The sequence below is a fragment of the Agromyces tardus genome (assembly GCF_003710805.1).
Classification (GTDB): Bacteria; Actinomycetota; Actinomycetes; order Actinomycetales; family Microbacteriaceae; genus Agromyces; species Agromyces tardus.
In genome coordinates this window covers 1-23,219 of record NZ_RHHB01000057.1, presented here as the reverse complement: position 1 = coordinate 23,219, position 23,219 = coordinate 1, and the positions used below count along the sequence as shown (strand labels likewise).

24 protein-coding genes are annotated in these 23,219 nt (G+C 73.2%); 15 read left to right on the top strand and 9 right to left on the bottom strand.

Annotated features, from left to right (window positions below; translation table 11 throughout):
- On the bottom strand, positions 1 to 586 hold a 586-nt coding region (locus EDM22_RS17255), incomplete at its 3' end, for a bifunctional transcriptional activator/DNA repair enzyme AdaA (protein ID WP_245989514.1).
- Positions 587 to 798: 212 nt separating this feature from the next.
- Between EDM22_RS17255 and EDM22_RS17250 the strand changes: the two genes are divergently transcribed.
- The 11 genes from EDM22_RS17250 (at position 799) to EDM22_RS17195 (ending at position 11,344) form a co-directional block, all read left to right on the top strand.
- A complete protein-coding gene (locus tag EDM22_RS17250; RefSeq protein ID WP_122938323.1) occupies positions 799 to 2,193 on the top strand; it encodes an FAD-binding oxidoreductase in 1,395 nt (464 codons plus the stop codon).
- 68 nt (positions 2,194 to 2,261) lie between these two features.
- Positions 2,262 to 3,413, top strand: coding sequence for a PrsW family intramembrane metalloprotease (locus tag EDM22_RS17240; RefSeq protein ID WP_138708124.1), 1,152 nt, complete (start codon positions 2,262 to 2,264; stop codon positions 3,411 to 3,413).
- Between the two features lie 116 nt (positions 3,414 to 3,529).
- Positions 3,530 to 4,831, top strand: a complete 1,302-nt coding sequence (locus tag EDM22_RS17235; protein ID WP_122938320.1) for a helix-turn-helix domain-containing protein — start codon at positions 3,530 to 3,532, stop codon at positions 4,829 to 4,831.
- Positions 4,832 to 4,999: 168 nt separating this feature from the next.
- On the top strand, positions 5,000 to 6,523 hold the full coding sequence (exaC, locus tag EDM22_RS17230; RefSeq protein WP_122938319.1) for an acetaldehyde dehydrogenase ExaC: 1,524 nt from the start codon (positions 5,000 to 5,002) through the stop codon (positions 6,521 to 6,523).
- A gap of 12 nt (positions 6,524 to 6,535) precedes the next feature.
- Positions 6,536 to 6,970: a DUF779 domain-containing protein gene (locus tag EDM22_RS17225; protein WP_122938318.1), complete on the top strand. Its 435-nt coding sequence runs from the start codon at positions 6,536 to 6,538 to the stop codon at positions 6,968 to 6,970.
- 228 nt (positions 6,971 to 7,198) lie between these two features.
- The gene (locus tag EDM22_RS17220; RefSeq protein WP_122938317.1) at positions 7,199 to 7,570 is read left to right on the top strand and encodes an FKBP-type peptidyl-prolyl cis-trans isomerase; all 372 of its coding nucleotides are present in this window, start codon (positions 7,199 to 7,201) and stop codon (positions 7,568 to 7,570) included.
- Between the two features lie 185 nt (positions 7,571 to 7,755).
- Positions 7,756 to 8,592 (top strand): DUF4397 domain-containing protein, encoded by an 837-nt coding sequence (locus EDM22_RS17215; protein ID WP_122938316.1) that lies wholly within the window; start codon positions 7,756 to 7,758, stop codon positions 8,590 to 8,592.
- Between the two features lie 5 nt (positions 8,593 to 8,597).
- Positions 8,598 to 9,272 (top strand): class F sortase, encoded by a 675-nt coding sequence (locus tag EDM22_RS17210; protein WP_170964190.1) that lies wholly within the window; start codon positions 8,598 to 8,600, stop codon positions 9,270 to 9,272.
- 18 nt (positions 9,273 to 9,290) lie between these two features.
- The gene (locus EDM22_RS17205) at positions 9,291 to 9,962 is read left to right on the top strand and encodes an RNA polymerase sigma factor (RefSeq protein ID WP_122938314.1); all 672 of its coding nucleotides are present in this window, start codon (positions 9,291 to 9,293) and stop codon (positions 9,960 to 9,962) included.
- The gene (locus EDM22_RS17200; RefSeq protein WP_245989512.1) at positions 9,940 to 10,737 is read left to right on the top strand and encodes an anti-sigma factor domain-containing protein; all 798 of its coding nucleotides are present in this window, start codon (positions 9,940 to 9,942) and stop codon (positions 10,735 to 10,737) included. Before EDM22_RS17205 ends, EDM22_RS17200 begins: the two co-directional genes overlap by 23 nt.
- A gap of 25 nt (positions 10,738 to 10,762) precedes the next feature.
- Positions 10,763 to 11,344, top strand: a complete 582-nt coding sequence (locus tag EDM22_RS17195) for a mismatch-specific DNA-glycosylase (RefSeq protein ID WP_122938312.1) — start codon at positions 10,763 to 10,765, stop codon at positions 11,342 to 11,344.
- 11 nt (positions 11,345 to 11,355) lie between these two features.
- Here the strand turns inward: EDM22_RS17195 and EDM22_RS17190 are convergent, their stop codons facing one another.
- Both EDM22_RS17190 and EDM22_RS17185 read right to left on the bottom strand, forming a co-directional pair.
- A complete protein-coding gene (locus EDM22_RS17190; RefSeq protein ID WP_122938325.1) occupies positions 11,356 to 12,525 on the bottom strand; it encodes an NAD(P)-binding domain-containing protein in 1,170 nt (389 codons plus the stop codon).
- Between the two features lie 95 nt (positions 12,526 to 12,620).
- Positions 12,621 to 13,004 carry a protealysin inhibitor emfourin gene (locus tag EDM22_RS17185; protein WP_122938311.1) on the bottom strand — a complete coding sequence of 128 codons (384 nt, stop codon included), beginning with the start codon at positions 13,002 to 13,004 and terminating at the stop codon, positions 12,621 to 12,623.
- A 92-nt stretch (positions 13,005 to 13,096) separates the two neighbouring features.
- On the opposite strand from EDM22_RS17185, the gene fdhD reads away from it, so the two are divergent.
- Positions 13,097 to 13,963, top strand: coding sequence for a formate dehydrogenase accessory sulfurtransferase FdhD (gene fdhD / locus EDM22_RS17180; RefSeq protein ID WP_122938310.1), 867 nt, complete (start codon positions 13,097 to 13,099; stop codon positions 13,961 to 13,963).
- Positions 13,960 to 16,239 (top strand): FdhF/YdeP family oxidoreductase, encoded by a 2,280-nt coding sequence (locus EDM22_RS17175; RefSeq protein ID WP_122938309.1) that lies wholly within the window; start codon positions 13,960 to 13,962, stop codon positions 16,237 to 16,239. Before fdhD ends, EDM22_RS17175 begins: the two co-directional genes overlap by 4 nt.
- A 23-nt stretch (positions 16,240 to 16,262) precedes the next feature.
- Here EDM22_RS17175 and EDM22_RS17170 read toward each other — a convergent pair whose 3' ends face one another.
- A complete protein-coding gene (locus EDM22_RS17170; RefSeq protein ID WP_245989510.1) occupies positions 16,263 to 17,381 on the bottom strand; it encodes a M4 family metallopeptidase in 1,119 nt (372 codons plus the stop codon).
- 68 nt (positions 17,382 to 17,449) lie between these two features.
- On the opposite strand from EDM22_RS17170, the gene EDM22_RS17165 reads away from it, so the two are divergent.
- Positions 17,450 to 18,289 carry a CPBP family glutamic-type intramembrane protease gene (locus tag EDM22_RS17165; RefSeq protein ID WP_122938307.1) on the top strand — a complete coding sequence of 280 codons (840 nt, stop codon included), beginning with the start codon at positions 17,450 to 17,452 and terminating at the stop codon, positions 18,287 to 18,289.
- A complete protein-coding gene (locus EDM22_RS17160) occupies positions 18,286 to 19,290 on the top strand; it encodes an NAD(P)-dependent alcohol dehydrogenase (protein ID WP_122938306.1) in 1,005 nt (334 codons plus the stop codon). Before EDM22_RS17165 ends, EDM22_RS17160 begins: the two co-directional genes overlap by 4 nt.
- A gap of 43 nt (positions 19,291 to 19,333) precedes the next feature.
- Here EDM22_RS17160 and EDM22_RS17155 read toward each other — a convergent pair whose 3' ends face one another.
- The 5 genes from EDM22_RS17155 to EDM22_RS19700 form a co-directional block, all read right to left on the bottom strand.
- The gene (locus tag EDM22_RS17155) at positions 19,334 to 19,828 is read right to left on the bottom strand and encodes a hypothetical protein (RefSeq protein WP_122938305.1); all 495 of its coding nucleotides are present in this window, start codon (positions 19,826 to 19,828) and stop codon (positions 19,334 to 19,336) included.
- A gap of 52 nt (positions 19,829 to 19,880) precedes the next feature.
- On the bottom strand, positions 19,881 to 21,281 hold the full coding sequence (locus tag EDM22_RS17150; RefSeq protein ID WP_170964189.1) for an HNH endonuclease signature motif containing protein: 1,401 nt from the start codon (positions 21,279 to 21,281) through the stop codon (positions 19,881 to 19,883).
- A gap of 431 nt (positions 21,282 to 21,712) precedes the next feature.
- Positions 21,713 to 22,162, bottom strand: a complete 450-nt coding sequence (locus EDM22_RS17140) for a CHRD domain-containing protein (protein WP_122938302.1) — start codon at positions 22,160 to 22,162, stop codon at positions 21,713 to 21,715.
- Positions 22,163 to 22,231: 69 nt separating this feature from the next.
- Positions 22,232 to 22,600 carry a DUF488 domain-containing protein gene (locus EDM22_RS17135; protein ID WP_122938301.1) on the bottom strand — a complete coding sequence of 123 codons (369 nt, stop codon included), beginning with the start codon at positions 22,598 to 22,600 and terminating at the stop codon, positions 22,232 to 22,234.
- A gap of 17 nt (positions 22,601 to 22,617) precedes the next feature.
- A partial coding sequence (locus EDM22_RS19700) for a hypothetical protein (protein ID WP_170964188.1) occupies positions 22,618 to 23,219 on the bottom strand: 602 nt, incomplete at its 5' end.

Here is a 23,219-nt window from a genome sequence, read left to right as displayed (position 1 = left end):
CGGCCGTCGCCGCGGCCGCCGGCGCCGCGGCATCCGTTCGACCGCGCGCGCCCCTCGCGTGCGCGGCGGCCCGCAGCTCGAGCGGGCTGCGCTCGTAGACCGCCCGCACGGTGTCGTTGAACTGGCGCACGCTGCCGAAGCCCGACGCGAACGCGATGTCGGCGACGGGCAGCGCCGTCGAGGTGAGCAGGGCGCGTGCCGTCTGCGCGCGGTGGGCCCGGGCGAGCGCGAGGGGGCCCGCGCCGAGCTCCGCCGTGAGCACGCGCGTGAGGTGCCGCGGCGTGTACCCGAGGCGCGCGGCGAGCCCCGGCACGCCCTCGCGCTCCACGACGCCGTCGGCGATGAGGCGCATGGCACGGGCGGCCAGGTCGTCGTCGAGGTCCCATTCGGGAGAGCCGGGCACGGCGTCGGGCAGGCAGCGCTTGCACGCCCGCAGCCCCGCCTCGTGCGCGGCGGCCGCGGTGCGGTAGAAGCTCACGTTCGACGGCTTCGGCGCCACCGCGGGGCAGCTCGGCCGGCAGTAGATGCCCGTCGAGTGCACGCCCGTGATGAACTGCCCGTCGAAGCGCGCGTCGCGTGCCTGCATCGCGCGGTACCGCTCGGCGAAGACGGGGTCGGCGAGCGGGTCGGCGAGGCTGTCGGCGCTGCGGGCGGCGCGGTCGGCCCCGCGGGTCGCACCGCGGTCGACGGATGCCGCGGGGCGGCGGGTCGTGGCGAGGCTCATGCCTCCACCCTCGCACGCGACGCATGCCCGCACCAGCGGGAATCGGACATCGCTCCGGCGCTAGGCTGGGGGCCATGCCGCGCGACGTCCTCGACCTGCTGGGCGATGCGCTCGGCGACGCCCTCGACACCGGGGAGGCCGCCCTCGAGGCCGCCCGCGAGGATCGGTCGGGGTGGCGCGGCGAGCATCGTCCGCTCGCCGTGGTGCGCGCGGCATCCGTCGCCGACGTGCAGGCCGCCCTGCGCATCGCCACTGAGACCGGCACGCCCGTCGTGCCGCGCGGGGCGGGCACGGGGCTCGCGGGCGGGGCCATCGCGAGCCGGGGCTCGATCGTGCTCGACGTGTCGCGCCTGGACCGCATCCTCGAGGTCGACGAGGCGAACGAGCTCGCCGTCGTGGAGGCGGGCGTGCTCAACGGCGCGTTGAACGACGCGCTCGCGCCGCGCGGGTACTGGTACGCGCCCGATCCCGCGAGCCGGGCGATCTCGTCGATCGGCGGCAACATCGCCACCAACGCCGGCGGGTTGCTGTGCGCGAAGTACGGCGTCACCCGCGAGGCCGTGCTCGGGCTCACGGTCGTGCTCGCCGACGGGCGCCTCCTGCGCACCGGCCGGCGCACCGTGAAGGGCGTCACGGGCTACGACCTCACCGCGCTCTTCACCGGCTCCGAGGGCACGCTCGGGGTCATCGTCGAGGCCACCGTGCGCATCCGCCCGATCGTCGCGGGCGACGTCGTCACGATCGCCGCCGCCTTCCCCGACGTCGCCTCGGCCGCGGCCGCCTCCGCGGCGATCACGGCGGCGCGCGTGCGCCCCGCCGTGCTCGAGCTCATCGACGCCGCCGCGCTCGCACGCATCGGCGAGTACCTCGGCCCCGAGGCGGTCGCGGGCACGCCCCTCGAGGCGCTCGCGTCGGGGGAGGCGTTCCTGCTCGCCCAGTGCGACGACGGGGCCGCCCACGCCGAGGCCGCGGTCGTCGCCGAGGTGATCGAGCGCGCGGGCGGGCGCACGACCGTGTCGACGGATGCCGCGTCGGGCGAGCGCCTGCTCGACATCCGCCGCGCGATGCACCCCGCGATCGCCGCCCGCGGCAACGTGCTCATCGAGGACGTCGCGGTGCCGCGTTCGGCGCTGCCCGCGATGTTCCGGGCGATCGAGGAGATCGGCGAGCGCTACGGGCTCGTGATCCCCACGATCGCGCACGCCGGCGACGGCAACCTGCACCCGAACTTCGTCTTCGAGGGCGACGAGGTGCCCGCCGAGGTCTGGGCGGCCGCCGACGAGCTGTTCCGCGCGGGCGTGGCCCTCGGCGGCACGCTCACGGGCGAGCACGGCGTCGGCATCCTGAAGCGACGGTGGCTGGCAGCGGAGCTCGGCGAGGACTCCGTCGAGTTGCAGCGGGGCATCAAGTCGGTGTTCGACCCGGCGGGCATCCTCAACCCCGGCGTCATGTTCGACCCGCCGGCATGACCCGCGGCGACCGCCGGCGACCGGCGTCGGCCTCGCCGCGGCATCCGCTCGCTCGGTAGGCTCGGCCCGTGAGTTCGATCACCCCCTCGTCGCAGCCGCAGCCGACCCACCTGCCCGCATGGCCCCAGCCGGCCTCGAGCAGGGCGGGGATGGGCGTCGGCGCCATCATCGGCATCGTGGTGGCCGCCGTCATCGGCCTCGTCGTCGCCGGCTACCTCGGGCTCGCGCTCGGATTCTCGACGCTCGCCGTCACCGCGCTGCTCGCGCTCGTGCCGCTCACGCTCGTGCTGCTCGCGATCCGCTGGGTCGACCGGTGGGAGCCCGAGCCGCGCTGGGCGCTGTGGTTCGCCTTCCTCTGGGGGGCCGCTGTCTCGGTCGCGATCGCGCTGCTCGTCGACCTCGGCGTGCAGCTCGCGTTCGCGTTCGCCGGCGGTGGCGCATCGCCCGACGAGGCCGTGCAAGCCGTCGTCCAGGCGCCGATCGTCGAGGAGCTCGCCAAGGGCATCGGCGTGCTGCTCATCTTCATGTTCTCGCGATCGCACTTCGACGGCCCGGTGGACGGGCTCGTCTACGCGGCCACGGTCGCGGCGGGATTCGCGTTCACCGAGAACGTCCTCTACTTCGGGTCGGCGCTCATCGAGGGCGGTGGCGCGGAGCTCGGCATGACGTTCCTGATCCGCGGCATCTTCTCGCCGTTCGCGCACGTGCTGTTCACCGCCTGCACGGGCCTCGCGATCGGCATCGCGGCGAGCCGGGGCGGCGGGCCGCGCGTGATCGGGTGGTTCCTGATCGGCCTCGCCGGGGCCGTCATGCTGCACGCGTTCTGGAACGGCTCGCTCGCCTTCGCCGACGCGTTCCTGCTCTACTTCACGGTGCAGGTGCCGATCTTCGTCGGCGCGATCCTGCTCGTCGTGTTCCTGCGCAGGCACGAGATCCGGGTCACGCGCACGCACCTCGCGGAGTACGCCGCGGCGGGCTGGTTCAACGCCGACGAGGTCGCGGGCCTCTCCACCCCCCGCGGGCGGCGGGCGGCCGTCGACTGGGCGAAGGCGCAGCATCCGCCGCGCACCGCCGAGGTCCGGCGGTTCATCGCGGATGCCACGCACCTCGCGTTCACCCGTCACGCCCTCGTCACCGGCCGCGGCGACGTGCGCCGCCTCGACGACGAGCGCGTGCTGCTCGACGCCATCACGGCCGACCGCCGCGCGATCGCCGGCTGACGGGCCGGGACAGGCCGGGCCCGGCCGGGCCCCTCTGCCAGGCTGCGCCACCGGACGCGACCGCAGCAGCCGCGGCTATGATGGCGGCACCCTGATTGACGGCGATCGGAGACGGCATGGCCGTGCCGGAGCGGCACCCGCAACGAAGCGACACGAGCTCCCTGCGCGATCGGCTGCTGCGCGCCCAGCAGGACGCGATCGAAACCGGCGAGGTGCCGCTCACCCTGCGTCCGGTCGTGCGGGCATCGTGGGAGCGGGCGCTCCGCGGGGCCATCGACCCCGACCGCACGCTGCCGCGCATCGACCTCGACGACGATGCCTTCCGCGAGTACCGGGCGGCGCACGCGCTCGCGCCCGTGATGCCGGTGATCCGGCGGCTCCTCGTCGACGGCGCGGATGACGCGGGCCTCGTCGTCGCCGTCGGCGACGCGCACGGCCGCCTGCTCTTCGTCGAGGGCGACGCGGGACTGCGGCGCCGGGCCGAGGACATGCTCTTCATCGCCGGCGCCGACTGGTCGGAGGCGAGCGTCGGCACGAGCGCGCCGGGCACGGCCCTCGAGCTCGACCGGGCCGTGCAGATCCGCGGCGCCGAGCACTACAACCGCATGGTGCACCCCTGGAGCTGCACCGCGGCCCCCGTGCACGACCCCTCGAGCGGCGCGGTCCTCGGGGTCATCGACATCACCGGCACCGACCACGCCGTCGCGCCGCACACCCTCTCGCTCGTGTCGGCGACCGTCGCGGCGGTCGAGGCGGAACTGCGCATCGCGAGCCTCGAGTCGACCGTGCGCGCGACGCTGCGGCGCTCGCGCATGACGACGGTGCCCACGCCGAAGCCCGCCCGAACGGCCCTCACGGTGCTCGGCGGGCGGCGTCCGCGCCTCGGCCCGCAGGAGCTCAGCCCCCGCCACGCGGAGATCCTCACGCTCCTCGCGTGGCATCAGCGCGGCATCGGTGCCGAGCGGCTCGCCGGCCTGCTCTACGAGGGCGAGGCCTCGCCCGTCACGCTCCGGGCCGAGATCGTGCGACTCCGGCGCGTGCTCGAGGCCGCGGGGGAGCCGCCGCTCGAGTCGCGCCCCTACCGGCTCGGCCGCGAGGTCGACCTCGACGCGACATCCGTCGCCCGGCTCGTCGGCCAGGGCTCGCTGCGCAAGGCACTCGAACGCTACGCCGGGCCCGTGCTGCCCGCGTCGGTCGCGCCGGGCATCGTGGAGCTCCGCGAGGAGCTCGACGGGCGGCTCCGCGAGTCGCTGCTGTCGGATGCCTCGCCCGAATTGCTGCTCGACTACGCCGAGCGCGACGAGCACCGCTACGACACCGAGGTGTGGCGGGCGCTGCTCGAGATCCTGCCGCCGCGTTCGCCCCGGCGCGCGTCGGTCGTCTCCCACCTCGAGCGCATCGAGTCGGCCCTGCGATAGCCGCACGGGCGATCGACGGATGCCGCGGCATCCGTCACTGCAACCCGCCTGCAACCTTCGGGCAACGGGGCCGCAACGGCCTCCCTCGTACCGTGACGCTCACCCTGTTCTCCCGGCCGCACGGGCCGGGAGGGCGGGCACCAGACAACGACGTCACGAGGAGACACGATGACCGTGTACGCAGCGCCCGGCACCGCCGGCGCACTGATCGACTTCAAGCCCCGCTACGAGCACTTCATCGGCGGCGAGTGGGTGAAGCCCGTGGGCGGCGCCTACTTCGAGAACATCTCGCCGGTGAACGGCAAGCCGTTCACCGAGGTCGCCCGCGGCACCGCCGCCGACATCGACGCGGCGCTCGACGCCGCGCACGCCGCGGCACCCGCGTGGGGCCGCACGAGCGCCGCGCACCGCGCCGGCATCCTGAACGCCATCGCCGACCGCATCGACGCGAACCGCGAGCTGCTGGCCGTCGCCGAGACGTGGGACAACGGCAAGTCGATCCGCGAGCCGCTCAATGCGGACCTGCCGCTCGCGAGCGACCACTTCCGCTACTTCGCGAGCCTCATCCGCGCCCAGGAGGGGAGCTTCACGCAGCTCGACGAGGACACCGTCGCCTACCACTTCAACGAACCGCTCGGCGTCGTCGGCCAGATCATCCCGTGGAACTTCCCGCTGCTCATGGCGACCTGGAAGCTCGCGCCGGCGCTCGCGGCGGGCAACTGCGTCGTGCTGAAGCCCGCCGAGCAGACGCCGACGTCGATCCTCGTGCTCGTCGAGCTCATCGGCGACCTGCTGCCCGCAGGCGTGCTCAACGTCGTGAACGGGTTCGGCGTCGAGGCCGGCAAGCCGCTCGCGTCGTCGAACCGCATCCGCAAGATCGCGTTCACGGGCGAGACCACGACGGGCCGGCTCATCCTGCAGTACGCGTCGGCCAACATCATCCCGTCGACCGTCGAGCTCGGCGGCAAGAGCCCCAACATCGTGTTCGAGTCGGTCGCCGACCGGCGCGACTCGTTCTACGACAAGGCGCTCGAGGGGTTCAGCCTCTTCGCGTTCAACCAGGGCGAGGTGTGCACCTGCCCGAGTCGCTCGCTCATCCAGAAGTCGATCTACGACACGTTCCTCGACGACGCCATCGAGCGCACGAAGCAGGCGCGGCAGGGCAACCCGCTCGACACCGAGACGCAGGTGGGCGCGCAGGCCTCGAACGACCAGCTCGAGAAGATCCTCAGCTACATCGACATCGGCAAGAAGGAGGGCGCGAAGCTGCTGCTCGGCGGCGAGCGCGTCGACCTGGGCGGCGACCTCAGCGAGGGCTACTACGTGGCGCCGACGATCTTCGAGGGCGAGAACCGCATGCGGCTCTTCCAGGAGGAGATCTTCGGACCGGTCGTCGCGGTCACGAGCTTCCGCGACTACGACGACGCGATCTCGATCGCCAACGACACGCTCTACGGGCTCGGCGCGGGCGTCTGGAGCCGGAACGGCAACGAGGCGTACCGCGCCGGTCGCGACATCCAGGCCGGGCGCGTGTGGGTGAACAACTACCACGCGTACCCCGCGGGTGCGGCGTTCGGCGGCTACAAGTCCTCGGGCATCGGCCGTGAGAACAACAAGCTCGCGCTCGACCACTACCAGCAGACGAAGAACCTCCTCGTCAGCTACAGCGAGAACCCGCTCGGGTTCTTCTGATCGGCACGTGACATGACCTTCGATCGCATCGCCGGCCACCCCGTGGTGGCGTCGATCACGATCGTGGGCGAGGCCTCGCCGCGGGTGGAACTCTCACCCGCGGCGAGCGGCCTGCTCGCGACGCTGTGGGCGCAGCACGGCCCGCTCATGTTCCACCAGTCGGGCGGATGCTGCGACGGCAGCGCGCCCATGTGCTACCCGGCGGGCGAGTTCGTCACGAGCGCCGCCGACGTGCTGCTCGGCGAACTCGACCTCGGACCCGACGACTCGGGGGCGCCGCGCGTCGCGCCCTTCTGGATGTCGACGGAGCAGTTCGCGTACTGGCGGCACACGTACCTGACCGTCGACGTCGTGCCCGGCCGGGGCAGCGGATTCTCCGTGGAGGCGCCGGAAGGGGTGCGCTTCCTCATCCGCTCCCGACTCATGGCGGACGAGGCCCCGGCCTGAGCGGCCGCACAGAACCTCACCACGGGGCGGCGCACGCCCGCCTGCCTGCCCGTTCCCTCGGGGGCCCATGCCCCGACACGAGGAAACTCGCCGCCCCGTGGTGTGGCACTGCCGACAACGCTCCGGGGCGACGAGTTCTCGGATTCCAGAGTGCGGGATGTTCGCAGTCAGCGCAAGAGGGGGGTGGACGGTTGTCCGCGGCGGGCGTCTTCCGTTTGGATGGAACCCATGACTGACACCAACAGCAAGCCCGAGGTCGACGCCCCCGAGGGACCGGCCCCCGTCGAGCTCGTGATCGAGGACATCGTCGTGGGCGACGGACCCGAGGCGAAACCGGGTTCGACCGTCGACGTGCACTACCTGGGCGTCGAGTACGACACCGGCGACGAGTTCGACTCCTCCTGGAGCCGCGGACAGTCCATCAACTTCCCCCTGCAGGCGCTCATCACGGGCTGGCAGGAGGGCATCCCCGGCATGAAGGTCGGCGGACGCCGCATGCTCACCGTTCCCCCGCACAAGGCGTACGGCCCCGCGGGCGGCGGGCACCAGCTCTCCGGCAAGACGCTCATCTTCGTGATCGACCTGCTCGGCGTGAGCTGAGTCGTCCCGCACCGTCTCAGAAGGCCGCCGGTGATCCGGCGGCCTTGGTGCGTTCCGATCGTCGGGTCGATTCGCCCGGTCCCGAGAAACTTTCCATGCAGGTGCATCCGAACACGCGGTTCCGCCCGAAGTAGGTGATGAAGGCAACTCGCCGCCCCACTCCCGGGGCTCACCTGGAGGGAACCATGAAGAAGATCATCGCCGCCGGAGTCGGGGTCGGAGCGCTCCTGGCGTTCGGCGCCATCGCGCCGGCCAACGCCGCCGACGACAACGCCATGCTCTCCGTGCTGCACGGCGTGCCCGGACTCACCGTCGACGTGTACGTGAACGACGAGCTGAAGATCGACGACTTCGAGCCCGGCGACCTCGCCGGACCGCTCGAGCTCCCGGCAGGCACCTACACCGTCGCCATCACGGCATCGGATGCCGCGGACGCGTCGTCGCCCGCGATCGGACCGGTCGACCTGCCGCTCGAGGCCGGAATGAACTACACCGCGGTCGCGCACCTCACCGAGGCGGGGGAGCCCACGGCGACCCTCTTCACGAACGACACGTCGCAGATCGCGGCCGGCCAGGGCCGGCTCACGGTGCGCCACGTCGCAGCCGCACCCGCGGTCGACGTGCTCGCCGGCGGCAGCGCGGTCGTCTCGAACCTCGCGAACCCCGACGAGCAGAAGCTCGACATCCCCGCGAGCGTCGTCTCGGCGACGATCGTGGCGGCCGGCACGACCGAGCCCGCCGTGCTCGGCCCGGCCGACGTCGACGTGGCCGAGGGCGTCAACACGATCGTCTACGCGTGGGGCAGCCTCGCTGACGACAACCTCGCCCTGGCCGTCCAGACGGTGTCCGGCATGCACTCCACCCCCGACGGCGTTCCGGCGGGCTCGGCCGGCCTCGCCGCAACGAACGCCCCGGGTTCCGGGACGGGCACCTGGGCGGTGATCGGCGGGGCGATCCTCGCCGCGCTCGCGCTCGGCTTCGCACTGCTGCGCCGCCGTGGCGCCGCCGAGTCGGAGCGCTGAGCACCGTGCCCGAGGTGAAGGTCGCGGCCGGGGTCGTCGGGTCCCTGGTCGCGGCCTTCGCCGCGCTCGCGCTGCTGAGCGGATGCACGTCCGCTCCTGCTGCGCCGACTGCCGCGCCCGCCTCGCAGGCGCCCCGCGAGTCGGCCTCCCCGGCCGCCGCGGCTCCGGCCCGTGCGGTCCCCGACGTCCCGCGCACCTCGGCGGCGCTCGAGGACCACCCGGTCGTCGTGCCGCCCGCACCGACCCGCCTCGAGGTACCCGACCTCGGCATCGACGTCTCCGTCCGACCCGTCGGCCTCGACGACCAGGGCCGCATGGGCCTGTACGACGACCCGGCGATCGCGGCCTGGTACCAGTGGGGACCGGCGCCGGCCAGTCCCGCCGGTTCCACCGTGATCGCGGCGCACGTCGACTCGCTCGAGTACGACCTGCTGCCGTTCGCGCGGCTTCGCGACGCCGCCGCCGGCATGACGGTCTTCGTGACGGATGCCGCCGGCACGCGCCGCGGCTACGCGGTGCAGTCGCTCGAGGTGATCGAGAAGGCCGACGTCGACTGGCGGGCGGCCTTCGACCGCTCGGGTGCTCCGCGACTGACGCTCGTGACCTGCGGCGGCGAATTCGACTACGAGAACCGGCGCTACCTCAGCAATCTCGTGGTGACGGCGACGCCCGTCGGATGAGGGGAGAGGAGGCTCGCTATGCTGATCGAAGCGCCGCGCCGAACGGGCGCGGCACCGCGCCGGCGATCCTCAGCCGGCGATGGCAACCTCGCACGACCACGAAGGGGTGAGCGTCAGCTGGGCAGTTCCACCGCTCCGGGATCGGTCGACGATCAGGCGCTCGCCGCGAGCTTCTCGGCGGGCGACGAATGGGCGCTGCGCGAGGCGTACGCGCGCTGGTCGCCGCTCGTGTTCCGCCTCGCGCTCCGCTCACTGGGCGATCGCACCGACGCGGAGGACGTCACCCAGCAGGTGTACATCTCCGCGTGGCGCACGCGGTCGGGCTTCGACGCGTCGCGTTCCACGCTGAGCGCCTGGATCGTGGGCATCACGCGGCACCGCATCGCCGACGCGCACGAGGCGCGCTCGCGCGGCCGCCGGCTCGAGGAGGCGCTCGTGGCCGAGGCATCCGCAGCGCCCGACCACATCCACGACGACCTGGCCGAACGGGTCATGGTGGCCGAGGAGCTCGATCGGCTCGAACCGGTGCCGAGGCGGGTGATGCAGCTCGCCTTCTACGATGAGCTCAGCCACTCGCAGATCGCCGAGCGGCTCGGACTGCCCGTGGGCACCGTGAAGAGCCATGTACGACGCAGCCTCACGAGGCTGAGGAAGCGATGGGAGGTGGATGATGGATCACATCGAGCCTGACGAACTCGCCGTGCTGGCGCTCGAGGGGCGCCTGCCCGACGGCGTCGAGCGCACCCACCTCGACGAATGCGTCGAGTGCCTCGCCGAGTACGAGTCCCTCACTCGCACCGTCGCACTCGGCCGCGCGAACCCGGCGGATGAGCTCGAGGCGCCGCGGTCGGCGGTGTGGAGCGCGATCCACGGCGAGCTGGGCCTCGCGCCCGAGCTCGCGGCCGATCCGTTGGCGGTGGCCGTCGCACCCGAACCCACCGCCACCGTGACGCCGATCACCGACGCGCCCGTGCGCGAGCGGCGCGACGACCGCAGGGGCGGCGGCGCGGGCGCGGGTCGCCGGTGGTGGCCCATCGCGGTCGCGGCGGGCGTGGTCGGCGTGCTCGCCGGCGTGGCCATCGGCGCCGCGACGGGCGGCTTCGGCCTCTTCGGCGGCGCCCCCTCGCAGACCGTGCTCGCGACCGCTCAGCTCGACGCGTTCCCCGGGTGGTCGGCCACGGGCGAGGCGCTCCTCGAGCAGGACGACGACGGCGTGCGCTCGATCGTGGTGGACCTCGATGCCCCGGTGCCCTCGGGCGACGTGCGCGAGGTCTGGCTGATCCGATCGGATGCCTCGGGGCTCGTGAGCCTCGGACTCCTCGACGGCTCCACGGGGCGCTTCGTGGTGCCCGACGGCATCGACCTCTCCGAGTTCAACCTCGTCGACGTGTCGGCGGAGCCCGTCGACGGCGACCCGGCGCACTCCGGCGACTCGATCGTGCGCGGCGAGCTCAGCGCCACCTAGCGCGGTCGCCGGGAAGGAGCGCCGGGTGGGATTCACGCGTGCCGAGCTCGAGTCGTTCCGCGGCGCGAGCGTCGAGGACCTCATGCCCGAGCAACCGAGGCTCGTGTTCGTGGGCATCAATCCCGGGCTTTGGACGGCGGCGACCGGCACGCACTTCGCGCATCCGGGCAACCGGTTCTATCCCGCGCTCGCGGCAGCGGGCGTCATCCCGCGGGTACCCGATTTCGCGAACGGCCTCACCGACGACGACCGGCGCATGTTCCTCGACGCCGGGATCGGCATCTCCAACCTCGTGCACCGCGCGACCGCCCGCGCCGACGAGCTCGATCGCGCGGAGCTGCGGGAGGGCGCGGTGCGCCTCGCGCACGACGTGGCGCGGTGGCATCCGCTCGTCGTCGCCGTGGTCGGACTGACCGCCTACCGCCAGGGGTTCGACCGCCCGAAGGCGCGCGCCGGCCTGCAGGGGGAGCGGCTCGGCGGCGCGGAGCTCTGGGTCGTGCCGAACCCGAGCGGCCTGAACGCGCACGCGACCGTCGCCGACCTCGCGCGGGCGTACGCCGAGCCGGCGCGGGCGGCCGGGATCCCGCTCCACGCCGCCGCCGGGTAGGCCCCGAGCGCTCAGGCGACGACGGGCGTCGCCAGCCGCTTCAGGATGCCGCCGACGGCAGCACGGCCGGCGCGGTTCGCGCCGATCGTCGACGACGACGGGCCGTAGCCGATCAGGTGCACGCGCGGTTCGGCCGCGACCTGCGTGCCGTCCATGACGATGCCGCCGCCGGGCGCACGGAGGTGCAGCGGAGCGAGGTGGTCGAGCGCCGCCCGGAACCCCGTCGCCCACAGGATGACGTCGGCGCGCAGGAAGGAGCCGTCGGCCATCCGCACGCCGTCGGGCTCGACGGCGGTGAACATCGGATGCCGCTCCAAGGCGCCGCGCTCCGCCGCCGCCCGCAGCGCCGGAGTCCACAGCAGCCCCGTGACCGAGACGACGCTCTGCGGCGGCAGGCCCTGGCGCACGCGCTCCTCGACGAGCGCCACGGCGTCGTGACCGGCCCGGTGGTCGAACTCGTCGTCGCGCCAGACCGGTTCGCGCCGGGTGAACCACGTCGTCGACGTGACCTTCGAGATCTCGTCGAGGAACTGCACCGCGGAGATGCCGCCGCCCACGACGACGACGTGCTGCCCGGCGAACTCGCTCGCCGCGACGTAGTCCTTCGTGTGCAGCTGCCGGCCGAGGAAGGTGAACTGCCCCGGGTACACCGGCCAGAACGGGCGCGTCCAGGTGCCGGTCGCATTGATCACGGCGCGGGCCGACCAGGGGCCGGCGGAGGACTCGACCGTGAGCCGTCCGTTCGGGTCGTCGTCGTCGCGGCGCACCGCCGACACGGTGACGGGCCGCAGGATCGGCAGGTCGAGCTGCCGCTCATAGTCGCCGAAGTAGCGCGTGAGGAACGCCGAGCTCGGCTCGTCGGGGTCGACCTCGGGCTGCGCGATGCCCGGCAGGTCGCTGATGCCGTTCACGGTCGCCATGCGCAGGCTCTGCCAGCGGTGCCGCCACGCGCCACCGGGGCCCGGCTCGGCGTCGAGCACGATGTAGGAGCCGGCGGCGGAGTCGGTGGTCGAGCCCGTGCCGGACCCATCGGCCGAGCCCGCGGCATCCGTCGCCGGGACGAGCCCGCGACGCCGCAGGTGGTACGCGGCCGAGAGGCCCGCCTGCCCGGCGCCGATCACGACCACGTCGGCCGTGCGAAGGGCGGCGACCGGTTCGTCCGCCGCGCGGGTGCTGAGCAGGGTGTCGGTCACGAGTGGATGCAACGCCGCAGGGCGGCGTCGTCTTCCCTGGCGGCGGCGCGGTTCGTGGGTCGCGCGACCGCCGATCAGCGCGACTACCGTTCGGCGCGGCCGCCGCGCTGGGGTTCCGCCGCCTCCCGCACGCGGTCGAAGAGCTCGCGCCACGGGCCGGTGAGCTGGCGCTCGGCGAGTGTCGCCTCACGCGCCTCCGCCGCAGCGTCGTCGTGGGGCTTCGGGGAGGTGGGCTCGTGGTCGTCGCCCTCGTGACCGGCGTCCTCGTGAGCGGCGCCCTCGTGCGGCTCGCAGCGGATGCGGTAGGTGTAGCGGTCGGGTTCGGGCGGCGCCGCCGGCGCCTCCTCCCACGGGATCTCGCCGATGAGCACGTACCAGCGGTCGGGGTCGGGCTGCGTGTCCACGTCGACGCGCCAGGTGAGGCGCAGCCCCGCGATGCCGCCGCTGCGCGACACGATCACGTCCATGCCCGCGATGCTACCCCGGGCCCGCCGCGGGCCGACGGGACGTGGGTCCCGCGACGGGGCCCGTACCGTGCGCAGGTGAGAGGATGGCGGCCATGGGTCGGATCACGGCGCGTCGGCGCGTCACCCGCTATACGATCGGCGAGCGCACCGCCCGTCGCGAGGATCACCTCACCGTCGAGGAGCCGCTCGAGATCCGCGTCGGCGGACAGGCCCTCGCGGTGACGATGCGTACCCCGGGGCACGACGTCGAGCTCGCGCTCGGCCTGCTCGTCTCCGAGGGGATCGTGCACGACCGCGAGGACGTCGTCACGGCGCGGCACTGCGCCGGCGCACCCCCAGGTGCGTCGGACGGGGGCGGCGAGTTCAACGTGCTCGACGTGCGGCTCGCCGCGGGGGTCACCGTGCCCGATTCCGCACGGCACGCCCTCACGATGACGAGCGCCTGCGGGCTGTGCGGCAAGGACAGCATCGAGGCGGTGCGCTCGAGGTCGGTGCACGCGGTGCGCGACGACGGCGTGCTCGTCGACCCGGCGTGGCTCGCGGGCCTGCCCGATCGGATGCGACTTGCGCAGTCGGTGTTCGAACGCACCGGCGGGTTGCACGCGGCCGCTCTCGTCGACGTCGAGCGCGATGAGCTGCTCGTCGTGCGCGAGGACGTCGGACGCCACAACGCCGTCGACAAGGTCGTGGGCTGGGCGGTGCGCGAGGGTCGGCTGCCCCTGCGCGGCACCGTGCTCGTGCTCTCGGGTCGCGCCGGGTTCGAGCTCGCCCAGAAGGCGTCGATGGCCGGTATCCCCGTGGTCGCGTCGGTCTCGGCGCCGTCGTCGCTCGCGGTGGACCTCGCCGAGGAGGTGGGCCTGACGCTCGCCGGGTTCGTGCGCGGCACCTCGCTCGTCGTCTATGCAGGTGACCGGCGGGTCCGGCCGACGTCCGTCACGGCCACGCAGGTGTCCGCGTGACTCCCGAGCACGGCGACTACCCCGAGCTGCACGTCGGGCACCCCAAGCGCCAGGCGGTCGGCCCCGACGCCGTGGTGCGCACGCTCGAGGCGACGGTCGCGAAGCTCGGCCCCGCTCGCGCCGCCCGGCTCCTGCTCGACGTCAACCAAGACGGCGGATTCGACTGCATGAGCTGCGCGTGGCCCGATCCCGGCCACCGCAATGCGCTCGAGTTCTGCGAGAACGGCGCCAAGGCGATCACGTGGGAGGCGACGCAGCTCACGGTTCCGCGCGAGTTCTGGGCGCAGCATCCGCTGTCGTCGCTGCAGGATGCCACGGAGTACTGGCTCGGGCAGCAGGGGCGCCTCGTCGAGCCCGTCTACAAGGCGGCGGGCGCCGACCGGTACGAGCCCATCTCGTGGGAGCGCGCGTTCGAGCTCATCGGGGAGCGCCTCAACGCCCTCGACTCGCCCGACGAGGCCGCCTTCTACACGAGCGGCCGCACTGCGAACGAGACGGCGTTCCTGTACCAGCTCTTCGTGCGCGCGTTCGGCACCAACAACCTGCCCGACTGCTCGAACCTGTGCCACGAGTCGACGGGCACCGCGCTGAACGAGGTGATCGGCGTCGGCAAGTCGACGATCGCCTACGACGACTTCGGCAAGGCCGACCTCGTCATCGTCATGGGGCAGAACCCCGGCACGAACCACCCGCGCATGCTCACCGCGCTCGAGGAGACGAAGCGCAGCGGCGGATCGGTCGTGGCCGTGAACCCGCTCCCCGAGGCCGGGCTCATCCGGTACAAGAACCCGCAGAAGGCGCGCGGCATCCTCGGCCGTGGCACCTCGATCGCCGACCGCCTGCTGCAGATCCGGTCGGGCGGCGACCTCGCGCTGCTGCAGGCCGTGAGCCGGCGTGTGCTCGACGCGGAGGCGGCCGCCCCCGGCACCGTGCTCGACCGGGCGTTCCTCGACGAGCACACCGTGGGACTCGAGGCCTTCGCGGCGCATCTCGCCGACCTCGACGAGGTGGAGGTGCTGCGGGCGACCGGGCTCACCGCCGAGGAGATCGACGACCTCGCCGCGCGCTACCTCGCCGCCGATCGCGTCATCGTCACGTGGGCGATGGGGCTCACGCAGCAGCGCCAGGCCGTGGGCACCATCAAGGAGATCGTGAACCTGCTGCTGCTGCGCGGCAACATCGGCAGGCCCGGCGCCGGCGCCTCGCCGATCCGCGGGCACAGCAACGTGCAGGGCGACCGCACGATGGGCATCTGCGAGCGGATGCCGGGGGAGTTCCTCGACGCCCTCGGCCGCGAGTTCGCGTTCGAGCCGCCGCGTGCGCACGGGCTCGACGCGGTCGACACCCTGCACGCGCTTCGCGACGGACGCGTGAAGGTGTTCGTCGCCCTGGGCGGCAACTTCGTGGGCGCGATCTCCGACACGGTCGCGGCCGAGGCCGCGATGCGCGGCGCGCGGCTCACCGTGCAGGTCTCGACGAAGCTCAACCGGTCGCACGTCATCACGGGCGAGGAGGCGCTCATCCTGCCCGCGCTCGGACGCACCGAGATCGACGTCCAGGGGAGCGGTGCCCAGTTCGTGTCGGTGGAGGACAGCGTGTGCGCCGTGCACGCGTCGCACGGCAGCATCCCGCCCGTCGGCGACGACGTGCGCAGCGAGGTCGCGATCGTCGCCGGGATCGCGGAGGCGACGCTCGGCGACCGCCACGGCATCGACTGGGCCGGCATGGTGCGCGACTACGACGTCATCCGCGACCACATCAGCCGCGTGGTGCCCGGGTTCGAGCACTTCAACGACGACGTGCGCCGCAGGAACGGGTTCGTGCTGCCCAACGGCCCGCGCGACTCCCGCACCTGGCGCACGGCGAGCGGGAAGGCGCACCTCACGGTGAACCGGCTCGAGCCCATCGAGGTGCCGCCGGGGCGGCTCATCCTGCAGACCCTGCGCTCGCACGACCAGTTCAACACGACGGTCTACAGCCTGAACGACCGGTACCGCGGCATCCGCAAGGGCCGGGACGTCGTGTTCGTGCACCCCGAGGACCTCGCCGAACGCGGCCTCGCCGACGGCGACCGCGTCGACGTCGTGAGCGAGTGGCCGGGGGAGCCCGACCGCGTGCTGCCCGCGCAGCGGGTCGTGGCCTACCCCACGGCGCGCGGGTGCGCGGCGGCGTACTTCCCCGAGGCGAACGTGCTCGTTCCGCTCGGCAGCACGGCGATCGGCAGCAACACGCCCGTGTCGAAGGCGGTCATCGTGCGGCTCGAGCGGGTCGGCTGACGGGGCGCCGGGCGACCCCGGCCTCAGGCCCGCGGCTCCGGCGGCTCGATGCCGACCTCGCGCCAGGCGGCGTCGACCGCCCGCGCCTCACGCGAGTCGGCGCCGTAGCGCTGCTCGGCGGCGCGCACCGTCTCGGCGGCGAACACGTGGAATCCGTCGGTCGGGCGCAGCCGCCCGCTCGTGAGCGCGTCGTACCAGATGCGCCCCGCGTGCTCCCACGCGAAGCCCCCGAGCTCGCGCGCCGCGAGCGCGAACGCGCGGTTGGGGATGCCCGAGTTCAGGTGCACGCCGCCGTTGTCGTCGGTGGTTTCGATGTAGTCGCGGAAGTGCGCCGGCTGCGGATCGCGGCCGAGCACGTCGTCGTCGTACGCCGTGCCGGGGTTGAGCATGTCGCGCAGCGCGCGGCCCTGCACGGCGCTCGTGAAGACCCCCTCGCCGATGAGCCACGTCGCGGCCGCGGCATCCTGACCCATGGCGTACTGCTCGACGAGCGCACCGAACACGTCGGAGATGTGCTCGTTGAGCGCGCCCGACTGCCCCGAGTAGCGGAGCCGGGCGGTGCGCTCGGTGACGCCGTGCGCGAGCTCGTGGCCGACCACGCTGAGCGACTCGGTGAAGCCGCGGAACACCTCGCCGTCGCCGTCGCCGAACACCATGCGCTCGCCGTCCCAGAAGGCGTTGTCGTAGTGGTCGCCGAAGTGCACCGTGGCCTCGAGTGCGCCGCCGGCCCCGTCGATAGCGTCGCGGTCGAACACGCGCGCGAACAGGCGGTGGGTCTCGCCGAGTCCGTCGTAGGCCTGGTCGGCGGCGGTGTCGCCGGTGGGCGGTTCGCCCTCGCGGCGCACGAGCCGGCCGGGCAGGGATTCCTCGCCGCCCGCATCGGAGATGCGCCGGTCGGGTCGCACCGACTCCGCGAGGATCGACGGCGTGCGCGCGTCGGTCTCGCGCTCGGCGAACGGCGGCGGCTCGGCGGCGTTGCGCCACTCGCGCATGGGGCCGTCGCGCAGCAGCGAGCGGCGGGCGGCCTCGGCGGCGGTGGGGTACTGCGGATCGGCCGCGGCGATGCGATCGAGCAGCCACGGCGGCACGATGGCGTGCGGCGCGGCCGGTGAGGGAGGCGTGGGCCGTGGCATCCGGGTCATGGATCGATGGTGGCATGCGCCGCCGACAGGCGCGGGCGCCCCGCCGGGCGTCGTGCGATGCTGGAGGGGTGTCCGCCACCGTCGCCGCGCCGCCCGAGGTGCGCACCCATCCGATCGGGCTGCTGCCCGCCGCGATCGTCTGCTCGGCGGCGATCCTGCTGTTCGGCTTCGAGCTGCAACTGCCGGGCTCCGCGGTGCTCGCCGTGGGCCTCGCGATCGCATGGCTCGTCGACCGGTCGGGTCGAACGAGCCGGTTGCTGCCCGACCTCGCGCTCATCGCGCTCGGGCAGGTGATCATCTCGTCGATCTCGGTCGCGGCCGACATCAGCTACGGCAACATGCTGCTGATGGGCACCGTGCTCGCGCTCTCGGTGGCGGTGCCGTACGTGATCTCGCGCTACGTGTACGGCGATCACGTGATCCGGTTCCCGTGGCGCACGGGGGTTCCGTGGACGCGGGTGCAGTGGGTCTACCTGTTCTTCGTGATCTTCCTCGCGTGGCTCATCCTGCCGTTCTACTTCATCACCTCGGGCGTCTACACGAACTGGCCCACGGTGACCGAGCCCGACGAGATCGCGCGCCTCTTCGTGGGCGTCAACGCGGTGGGCACGTGGGACGAGCTCTTCTTCATCTGCACCGTGTTCGCACTGCTGCGGCGCCACTTCACGGTGTGGCAGGCCAACGTGCTGCAGGCCGTGGTGTTCGTCTCGTTCCTGTGGGAGCTCGGCTACCAGTCGTGGGGCCCGCTGCTCACGATCCCGTTCGCGCTGCTGCAGGGCTACACCTTCAAGCTCACGAAGTCGCTCACGTACGTGCTCGTGGTGCACCTGCTCTTCGACGCGGTCGTGTTCGCGGTGATCGTGTACGCGCACACGGGGTGGCCGGCGATCTTCCTGCTGGCGCCGTGACCGAGGCGACGGATGCCGCGGCGCTGCCCGCTCGCATGCGCGCCCTGCGGTACGACCGCTACGGCGGCCCCGAGCGCCTGCAGCTCGTCGAGGTCCCGGTGCCGCGGCCTGCGGCCGGACAGGTGCTCGTGCGGGTGCGCGCGTCATCCGTCAACTCGTGGGATTGGGACCTGCTGCGTGGGCGCCCGTGGTTCGTGCGCCTGGGTGCACCGGGCCGGCCTGCGCACCCGGTGCTCGGCGCGGACGTCGCCGGCGAGGTGGTCGCGGTGGGCGCCGGTGAGACCCCGTTCCAGGTCGGCGACGCGGTCTGGGGCGACGTCTCGGGGGCGGGCTGGGGCGGATTCGCCGAGTTCGTCGCAGTGGATGCCACGGCGCTGCGCGCTCGGCCGGCGGCGCTCGGTCCGGTGGTCGCTGCGGCGATCCCGCAGGCGGGCGGACTCGCATGGCAGGCGCTCGTCGACGTCGCCGCCGTACGGGCGGGCGAGCGCGTACTCGTGGTCGGTGCGGCCGGCGGTGCCGGCACGATCGCGGTCGGGCTCGCCCTGCACCTCGGCGCCGACGTCGTGGCCGTCGACCGCGCCGGAAAGCTCGACCTCCTGCGCGCACTCGGCGCGACGGCGGTCGTGGACGCCGACGACCCGGTCGTCGACCCGTTCGCGGATGCCGCGGGCTACGACGTGATCGTCGACCTCGTCGCGTCGCATCCGCTCGCCGTGTACCGGCGTGCGCTCCGACCCGCCGGGCGGCTCGTCGTCGTGGGCGGTTCGACGCGGACCATCGCCGCGGTCGCCGCATCGGGGCGCCGACCCGACGCGGCAGGACGCACGCTGCGCCTGCTCGCGGCGAAGCCGAACGGCGGTCTCGACGAGCTCGGCGCACTCGTCGCATCCGGGGCCGTGACGCCCGTGATCGACGAGGTGCTGCCGCTCGCGCGTGTGCCCGAGGGGTTGGCGCGCATCGGCGCCGGGACGGTGAAGGGCAAGCTCGTCGTCGTTCCGTGATGCGCACGGCCCGACGACGCACGAGGTCAGGCAGCGGGTCGGCTCACGACGCCGGTCGGAGCCGCAGCACGACGCGCACCGACACGAGGGCCATTACGACCGCCGCGGCCACCACGCCTGCGCACAGGCTCCACTCCAGCAGGCCGGGCCGCGCGGGTGGGCTCTCGAACACGGCGCCCGAGTCGCTGCGGTAGACCGTCGCGCTCGCGCCGACGACGAGATCGTCGGAGCGCAGGTCGGCGCGCCCGCCGTCGGCGAGTTGCACGGTCACGACGCGGAACGGCTCGGGTCTGCTGCCGCGCCGGTCGGCGACCAGCCGCATCTCGGTGTGTTCGTCGACGACCGTCGCCTCGACCGGCGTGTACGTGGCGAGCGCTCGAGCGGAGGTTTCGCCGATCACGGCGACCGCCCAGAGAGCCAGCACGACGGTGATGAGCGCGAGGACGGCCGCGGTGAGTGCGGGCGGCGGGTACCCGGGGCGGTGGTCGGTTCGTCGTCTTGGGGAGGTCATCGCGGTGCGACCCTTCGGCTCGCTCACTCCATCGTCGCACGCACGAGGTCGGCGGGGGTCGGCGGAGGTCGGCGCCACGTCAGAAGGGCGCCGGCTCCGCGGCATCCTCCAGCACGGACCGCCACTCGTCATCGAACCGATCACCGAACGCGGGTGGTGGCGGCGGCGGAAGCGGATCCGCAGACCCGGAGGTGCCCGGCGGATCGGCACCCTCACCGGCCCGGACCGGCACGAACGGTCGCTCCGGCCACGTGCGCAGCACATGCCCGGCCGGTGACGACCACCGCATCACCCCGCCCGGCTCGTGCGCCACGCGCCATCCGCTCTCGTGCTTCAGCCGGTGGTGGCGACGGCAGAGCGCCGCGAGGTTCGCGTCGGCGGTCTGCCCGCCGTGCTCCCACGCCGTCGTGTGGTCGAGGTCGGCCCGATCGGCGCGGCGCGAGCAGCCGGGGAAGCGGCACCGGCCGTCGCGCACGCGCACGAAGCCATCGAGGTCGGACGGCGCGCGGTAGTGCTCCCGCCCATAGCTGAGGGCTACGCCGGTCTCGGGGTGCACGAGGATGCGCCGCATGGAGGGAGCGTGCCCCGCGAGGCGGCGGGCGGTGTCGGCGTCGATGGGGCCGTATTCCTCGAGGTCAGCGGGCTCGTCGTCGAGGCCGAGCAGGGTCAGCACCGGCACCGTCACGTTGATGCGCGGCTGCACGGCACCGGTAAGAGCGGCAAGGCCGGAGCGCGTGCGCTCGTCATCGGGCAGTGCGCCGCCGAGCAGCAGGTCGGCCGCGAGGTCGGCAGCGCGCTGCGCCGCCGTGCGGGAGTCGCCGGACGCCTCGCGGGCCGCGAGCACGTCGAGCCGGTGATCGATCGCGATCGCGCGCTCGGCCTCGAGGAACATGCTCAGCCACGCCATGCCGTCGGGTGCGGGCTCGACGCACACCCGCCGCTCGCTGGCGGCCCGAGCCCGGCGGTCGGCAAGGGGCTCCGGATGCATCCGCTCGCGCACCTGGCGCATACGTCGACGTACCTCGGCATTCGTCGACGCGCCGCCGGCGGCCTCCGCAGCGGCGGCCGCATCGAGCGCCACGCGCTCGACCGCGTCGGCGACCTCGGCAGGGACGGCTTGCGTGAGTTCGAGCACCGAGCGCAGCTGCGTGAGGGACAGTTCGCCGGCCCCGAGGGCGCCGAGTGTCGCGCTGCGTGGGCCAGTGAGGCGCTCGGCCTCGGTGACCAGCCGTGCGGCGGATGCCTCGTGCTGGCCGAGCGTCGTCGCCAGCTCGGCAACGAACGAGCGGGTCGCCATGTCGCGCTCACGCGTGGTGCTCGACGCGGTGACACCATCGACCTCGGCCGCGAGCTCGCGGGCGCGCTGGATGCGGCGGTACTGGTCGGCATGCAGCTGGCGCAACATGCCCTCGAAGGCCGCGATCGAGGCCAGTTCGAACTGCAGCGCCGTGTGCGTCGGGAGCTCGAGGGTGCCTGGCATGAGTCCATCCAAGCAGCACCCACCGACATTGGAATGGCCACGAAACCGCTGATCATCGATGTATTCATGAACACTGTTCGAAGTGGGCGACTTCGACTTCATCGAATTCTCCGCGCGGCGCACGGTCGAGCTCACTGTTGCACTCGCTGTACCGAGAGGATGCCTCGCTGCAACGCCCCTTCACGGCGGACCTCGACACGCTGCCGCACGAGCCGACATTCAAGCGGCTCGTCGGCCTTCGCGGCCTTCGCGGCCCACCGCCGCCTCGGTTCGCGGCAGATCTCGATCCTCGACCTCATCGTCAATCGACTCGCGCAGAGCGGATCCGTGCCGATCGGCGCGCTCTACGATCCGCCGGTCTCGGACAAGGCGCCCGGCGGGCCCGAGGACCTGTTCACCGGGTGCGGCACCGGCGGTGCCGGGCAGGCCGTCTAGTGCAGCTGCCCGCGGACCTCGCCGCCCGGGTACGTCGACGTGTGGACGTTGACGTAGTACTGGCTCGGGTCCTCGGCGACCGAGGGCACGTCGGCGTCGGTCACGCACGTCGTGACGGCGAAATCCGTCGCGGACTCGACCACCAGGGGAATCACGACGTTGCCCGCCACGCCACGCGGCGCGAGGTGGATGTGCGCGGCGACGGCCGGGGCGCTGAGCCCGGAGACGTCGAGCGTATAGCACAGCTGGTCGCCCACGATCCGATAGCGGAAGAGGCCATGGGCCCCGCCACGGGCATCCGTGGTCTCCTGGCCGGTGTTGAGCGCGACGACCGTGGTGCCACTCCCCGGGTCCACCGCTTGCGCGGGGCCGGCGATCGAGAGGGTGACGGCGGCAGCGGCGACGAGGCCTGCGCCGACGATCCGGAGCGTACGGGCGGTGCTCATCAGTGAACCTCAACCTTCATCGGGTCGGTTCGCACGCTACGCCCGTCGCGCGGGAACGGCAACGGGTCGTCACCCCTCGACGTCGCCCCCATGCTCGCCCAACCATCCCAGCAGCACGGCCGCGTGGTTCTCCACCTCGTCGCGCGCGCCGAAGAGCAGCGTGACCCGCTCGTGCTCGCGTCCCACGGCGAGCAACGCCTCGGCGGCCGGATTCGCGTCGAGCTCCTCGCGGTACCGCTCGGCGAACTCGTCGAACCGGTCGCCCTCCGCGTGATGCCACTCGGTGCGCAGCGCGGGGGAGGGCGCGGCATCCTTCGCCCACTCGTCGAGCTCTGCACGTTCCTTGCGCACGCCGCGCGGCCACAGCCGGTCGACGAGCACCCGGTAGCCGTCGGATGCCTCGGCCGGCTCGTAGACGCGCTTGATCCTGAAGGCCATGGCGCAATTCTGCCCGTTCAGCCCGGTTCCCGGGCGATGCGGAACGTGCCGTCGGCGTGCCACTCGACGACGAGGAGGTCGGTGCGCCCGGCATCGCCCGAGATGCCGTCGCCGTCCGGGTCGAGGCCCGAACCGAGTCCCTCGGGGATCGCGGTGCGCAACACCATGCCGTCGGTGGCGAGCTCGGGAACGGGCGCGCACGACCAGATCATCTCCGCGGCCTCGATCCGGGCGATGAGGCACGCGATCCGGTCGGGCGTGGTCGCGGCGTAGATCCCGACGCCCGCGATCGGGCCGGTCGGAGAGGCGAGCTGGGCGACGCGCGAGGAGGGGATCGCCTTCTCAAGCCATCCCGGCAGCGAGCCGCGGGTCCGGTCCGGGTCCAGGAACACCGCCAGGGTGCCGACATCATGATGGTGGTGGGCATCGGCGGCGCGCGGTCCTGCGATCGAGCCTGCCGCGGCCGGGGCGCGCGGCACGATGGTGACGTCCACCACGGCGTCGCCGCGCTCGTCGGACCGGGCCGGCGCGACGAGGGCGGGCGCGCCGAGGGCTGCCACCACGAGGGCGGCCGCGATCGCGGCAGCCGCCGCGACGAGCGCGAGCAGCGCGACGTGAC

Excerpts from the sequence above, each read along its gene's own strand:
- EDM22_RS17250 (WP_122938323.1), top strand. The coding sequence starts at position 799 with ATGCCGCGCGACGTCCTCGACCTGCTGGGCGATGCGCTCGGCGACGCC.
- EDM22_RS17235 (WP_122938320.1), top strand. The coding sequence starts at position 3,530 with ATGGCCGTGCCGGAGCGGCACCCGCAACGAAGCGACACGAGCTCCCTG.
- exaC (WP_122938319.1), top strand. The coding sequence starts at position 5,000 with ATGACCGTGTACGCAGCGCCCGGCACCGCCGGCGCACTGATCGACTTC.
- EDM22_RS17225 (WP_122938318.1), top strand. The coding sequence starts at position 6,536 with ATGACCTTCGATCGCATCGCCGGCCACCCCGTGGTGGCGTCGATCACG.
- EDM22_RS17220 (WP_122938317.1), top strand. The coding sequence starts at position 7,199 with ATGACTGACACCAACAGCAAGCCCGAGGTCGACGCCCCCGAGGGACCG.
- EDM22_RS17215 (WP_122938316.1), top strand. The coding sequence starts at position 7,756 with ATGAAGAAGATCATCGCCGCCGGAGTCGGGGTCGGAGCGCTCCTGGCG.
- EDM22_RS17205 (WP_122938314.1), top strand. The coding sequence starts at position 9,291 with ATGCTGATCGAAGCGCCGCGCCGAACGGGCGCGGCACCGCGCCGGCGA.
- EDM22_RS17200 (WP_245989512.1), top strand. The coding sequence starts at position 9,940 with ATGATGGATCACATCGAGCCTGACGAACTCGCCGTGCTGGCGCTCGAG.
- EDM22_RS17185 (WP_122938311.1), bottom strand. The coding sequence starts at position 13,004 with ATGGACGTGATCGTGTCGCGCAGCGGCGGCATCGCGGGGCTGCGCCTC.
- fdhD (WP_122938310.1), top strand. The coding sequence starts at position 13,097 with ATGGGTCGGATCACGGCGCGTCGGCGCGTCACCCGCTATACGATCGGC.
- EDM22_RS17170 (WP_245989510.1), bottom strand. The coding sequence starts at position 17,381 with ATGACCCGGATGCCACGGCCCACGCCTCCCTCACCGGCCGCGCCGCAC.
- EDM22_RS17150 (WP_170964189.1), bottom strand. The coding sequence starts at position 21,281 with ATGCCAGGCACCCTCGAGCTCCCGACGCACACGGCGCTGCAGTTCGAA.
- EDM22_RS17140 (WP_122938302.1), bottom strand. The coding sequence starts at position 22,162 with ATGAGCACCGCCCGTACGCTCCGGATCGTCGGCGCAGGCCTCGTCGCC.
- EDM22_RS17135 (WP_122938301.1), bottom strand. The coding sequence starts at position 22,600 with ATGGCCTTCAGGATCAAGCGCGTCTACGAGCCGGCCGAGGCATCCGAC.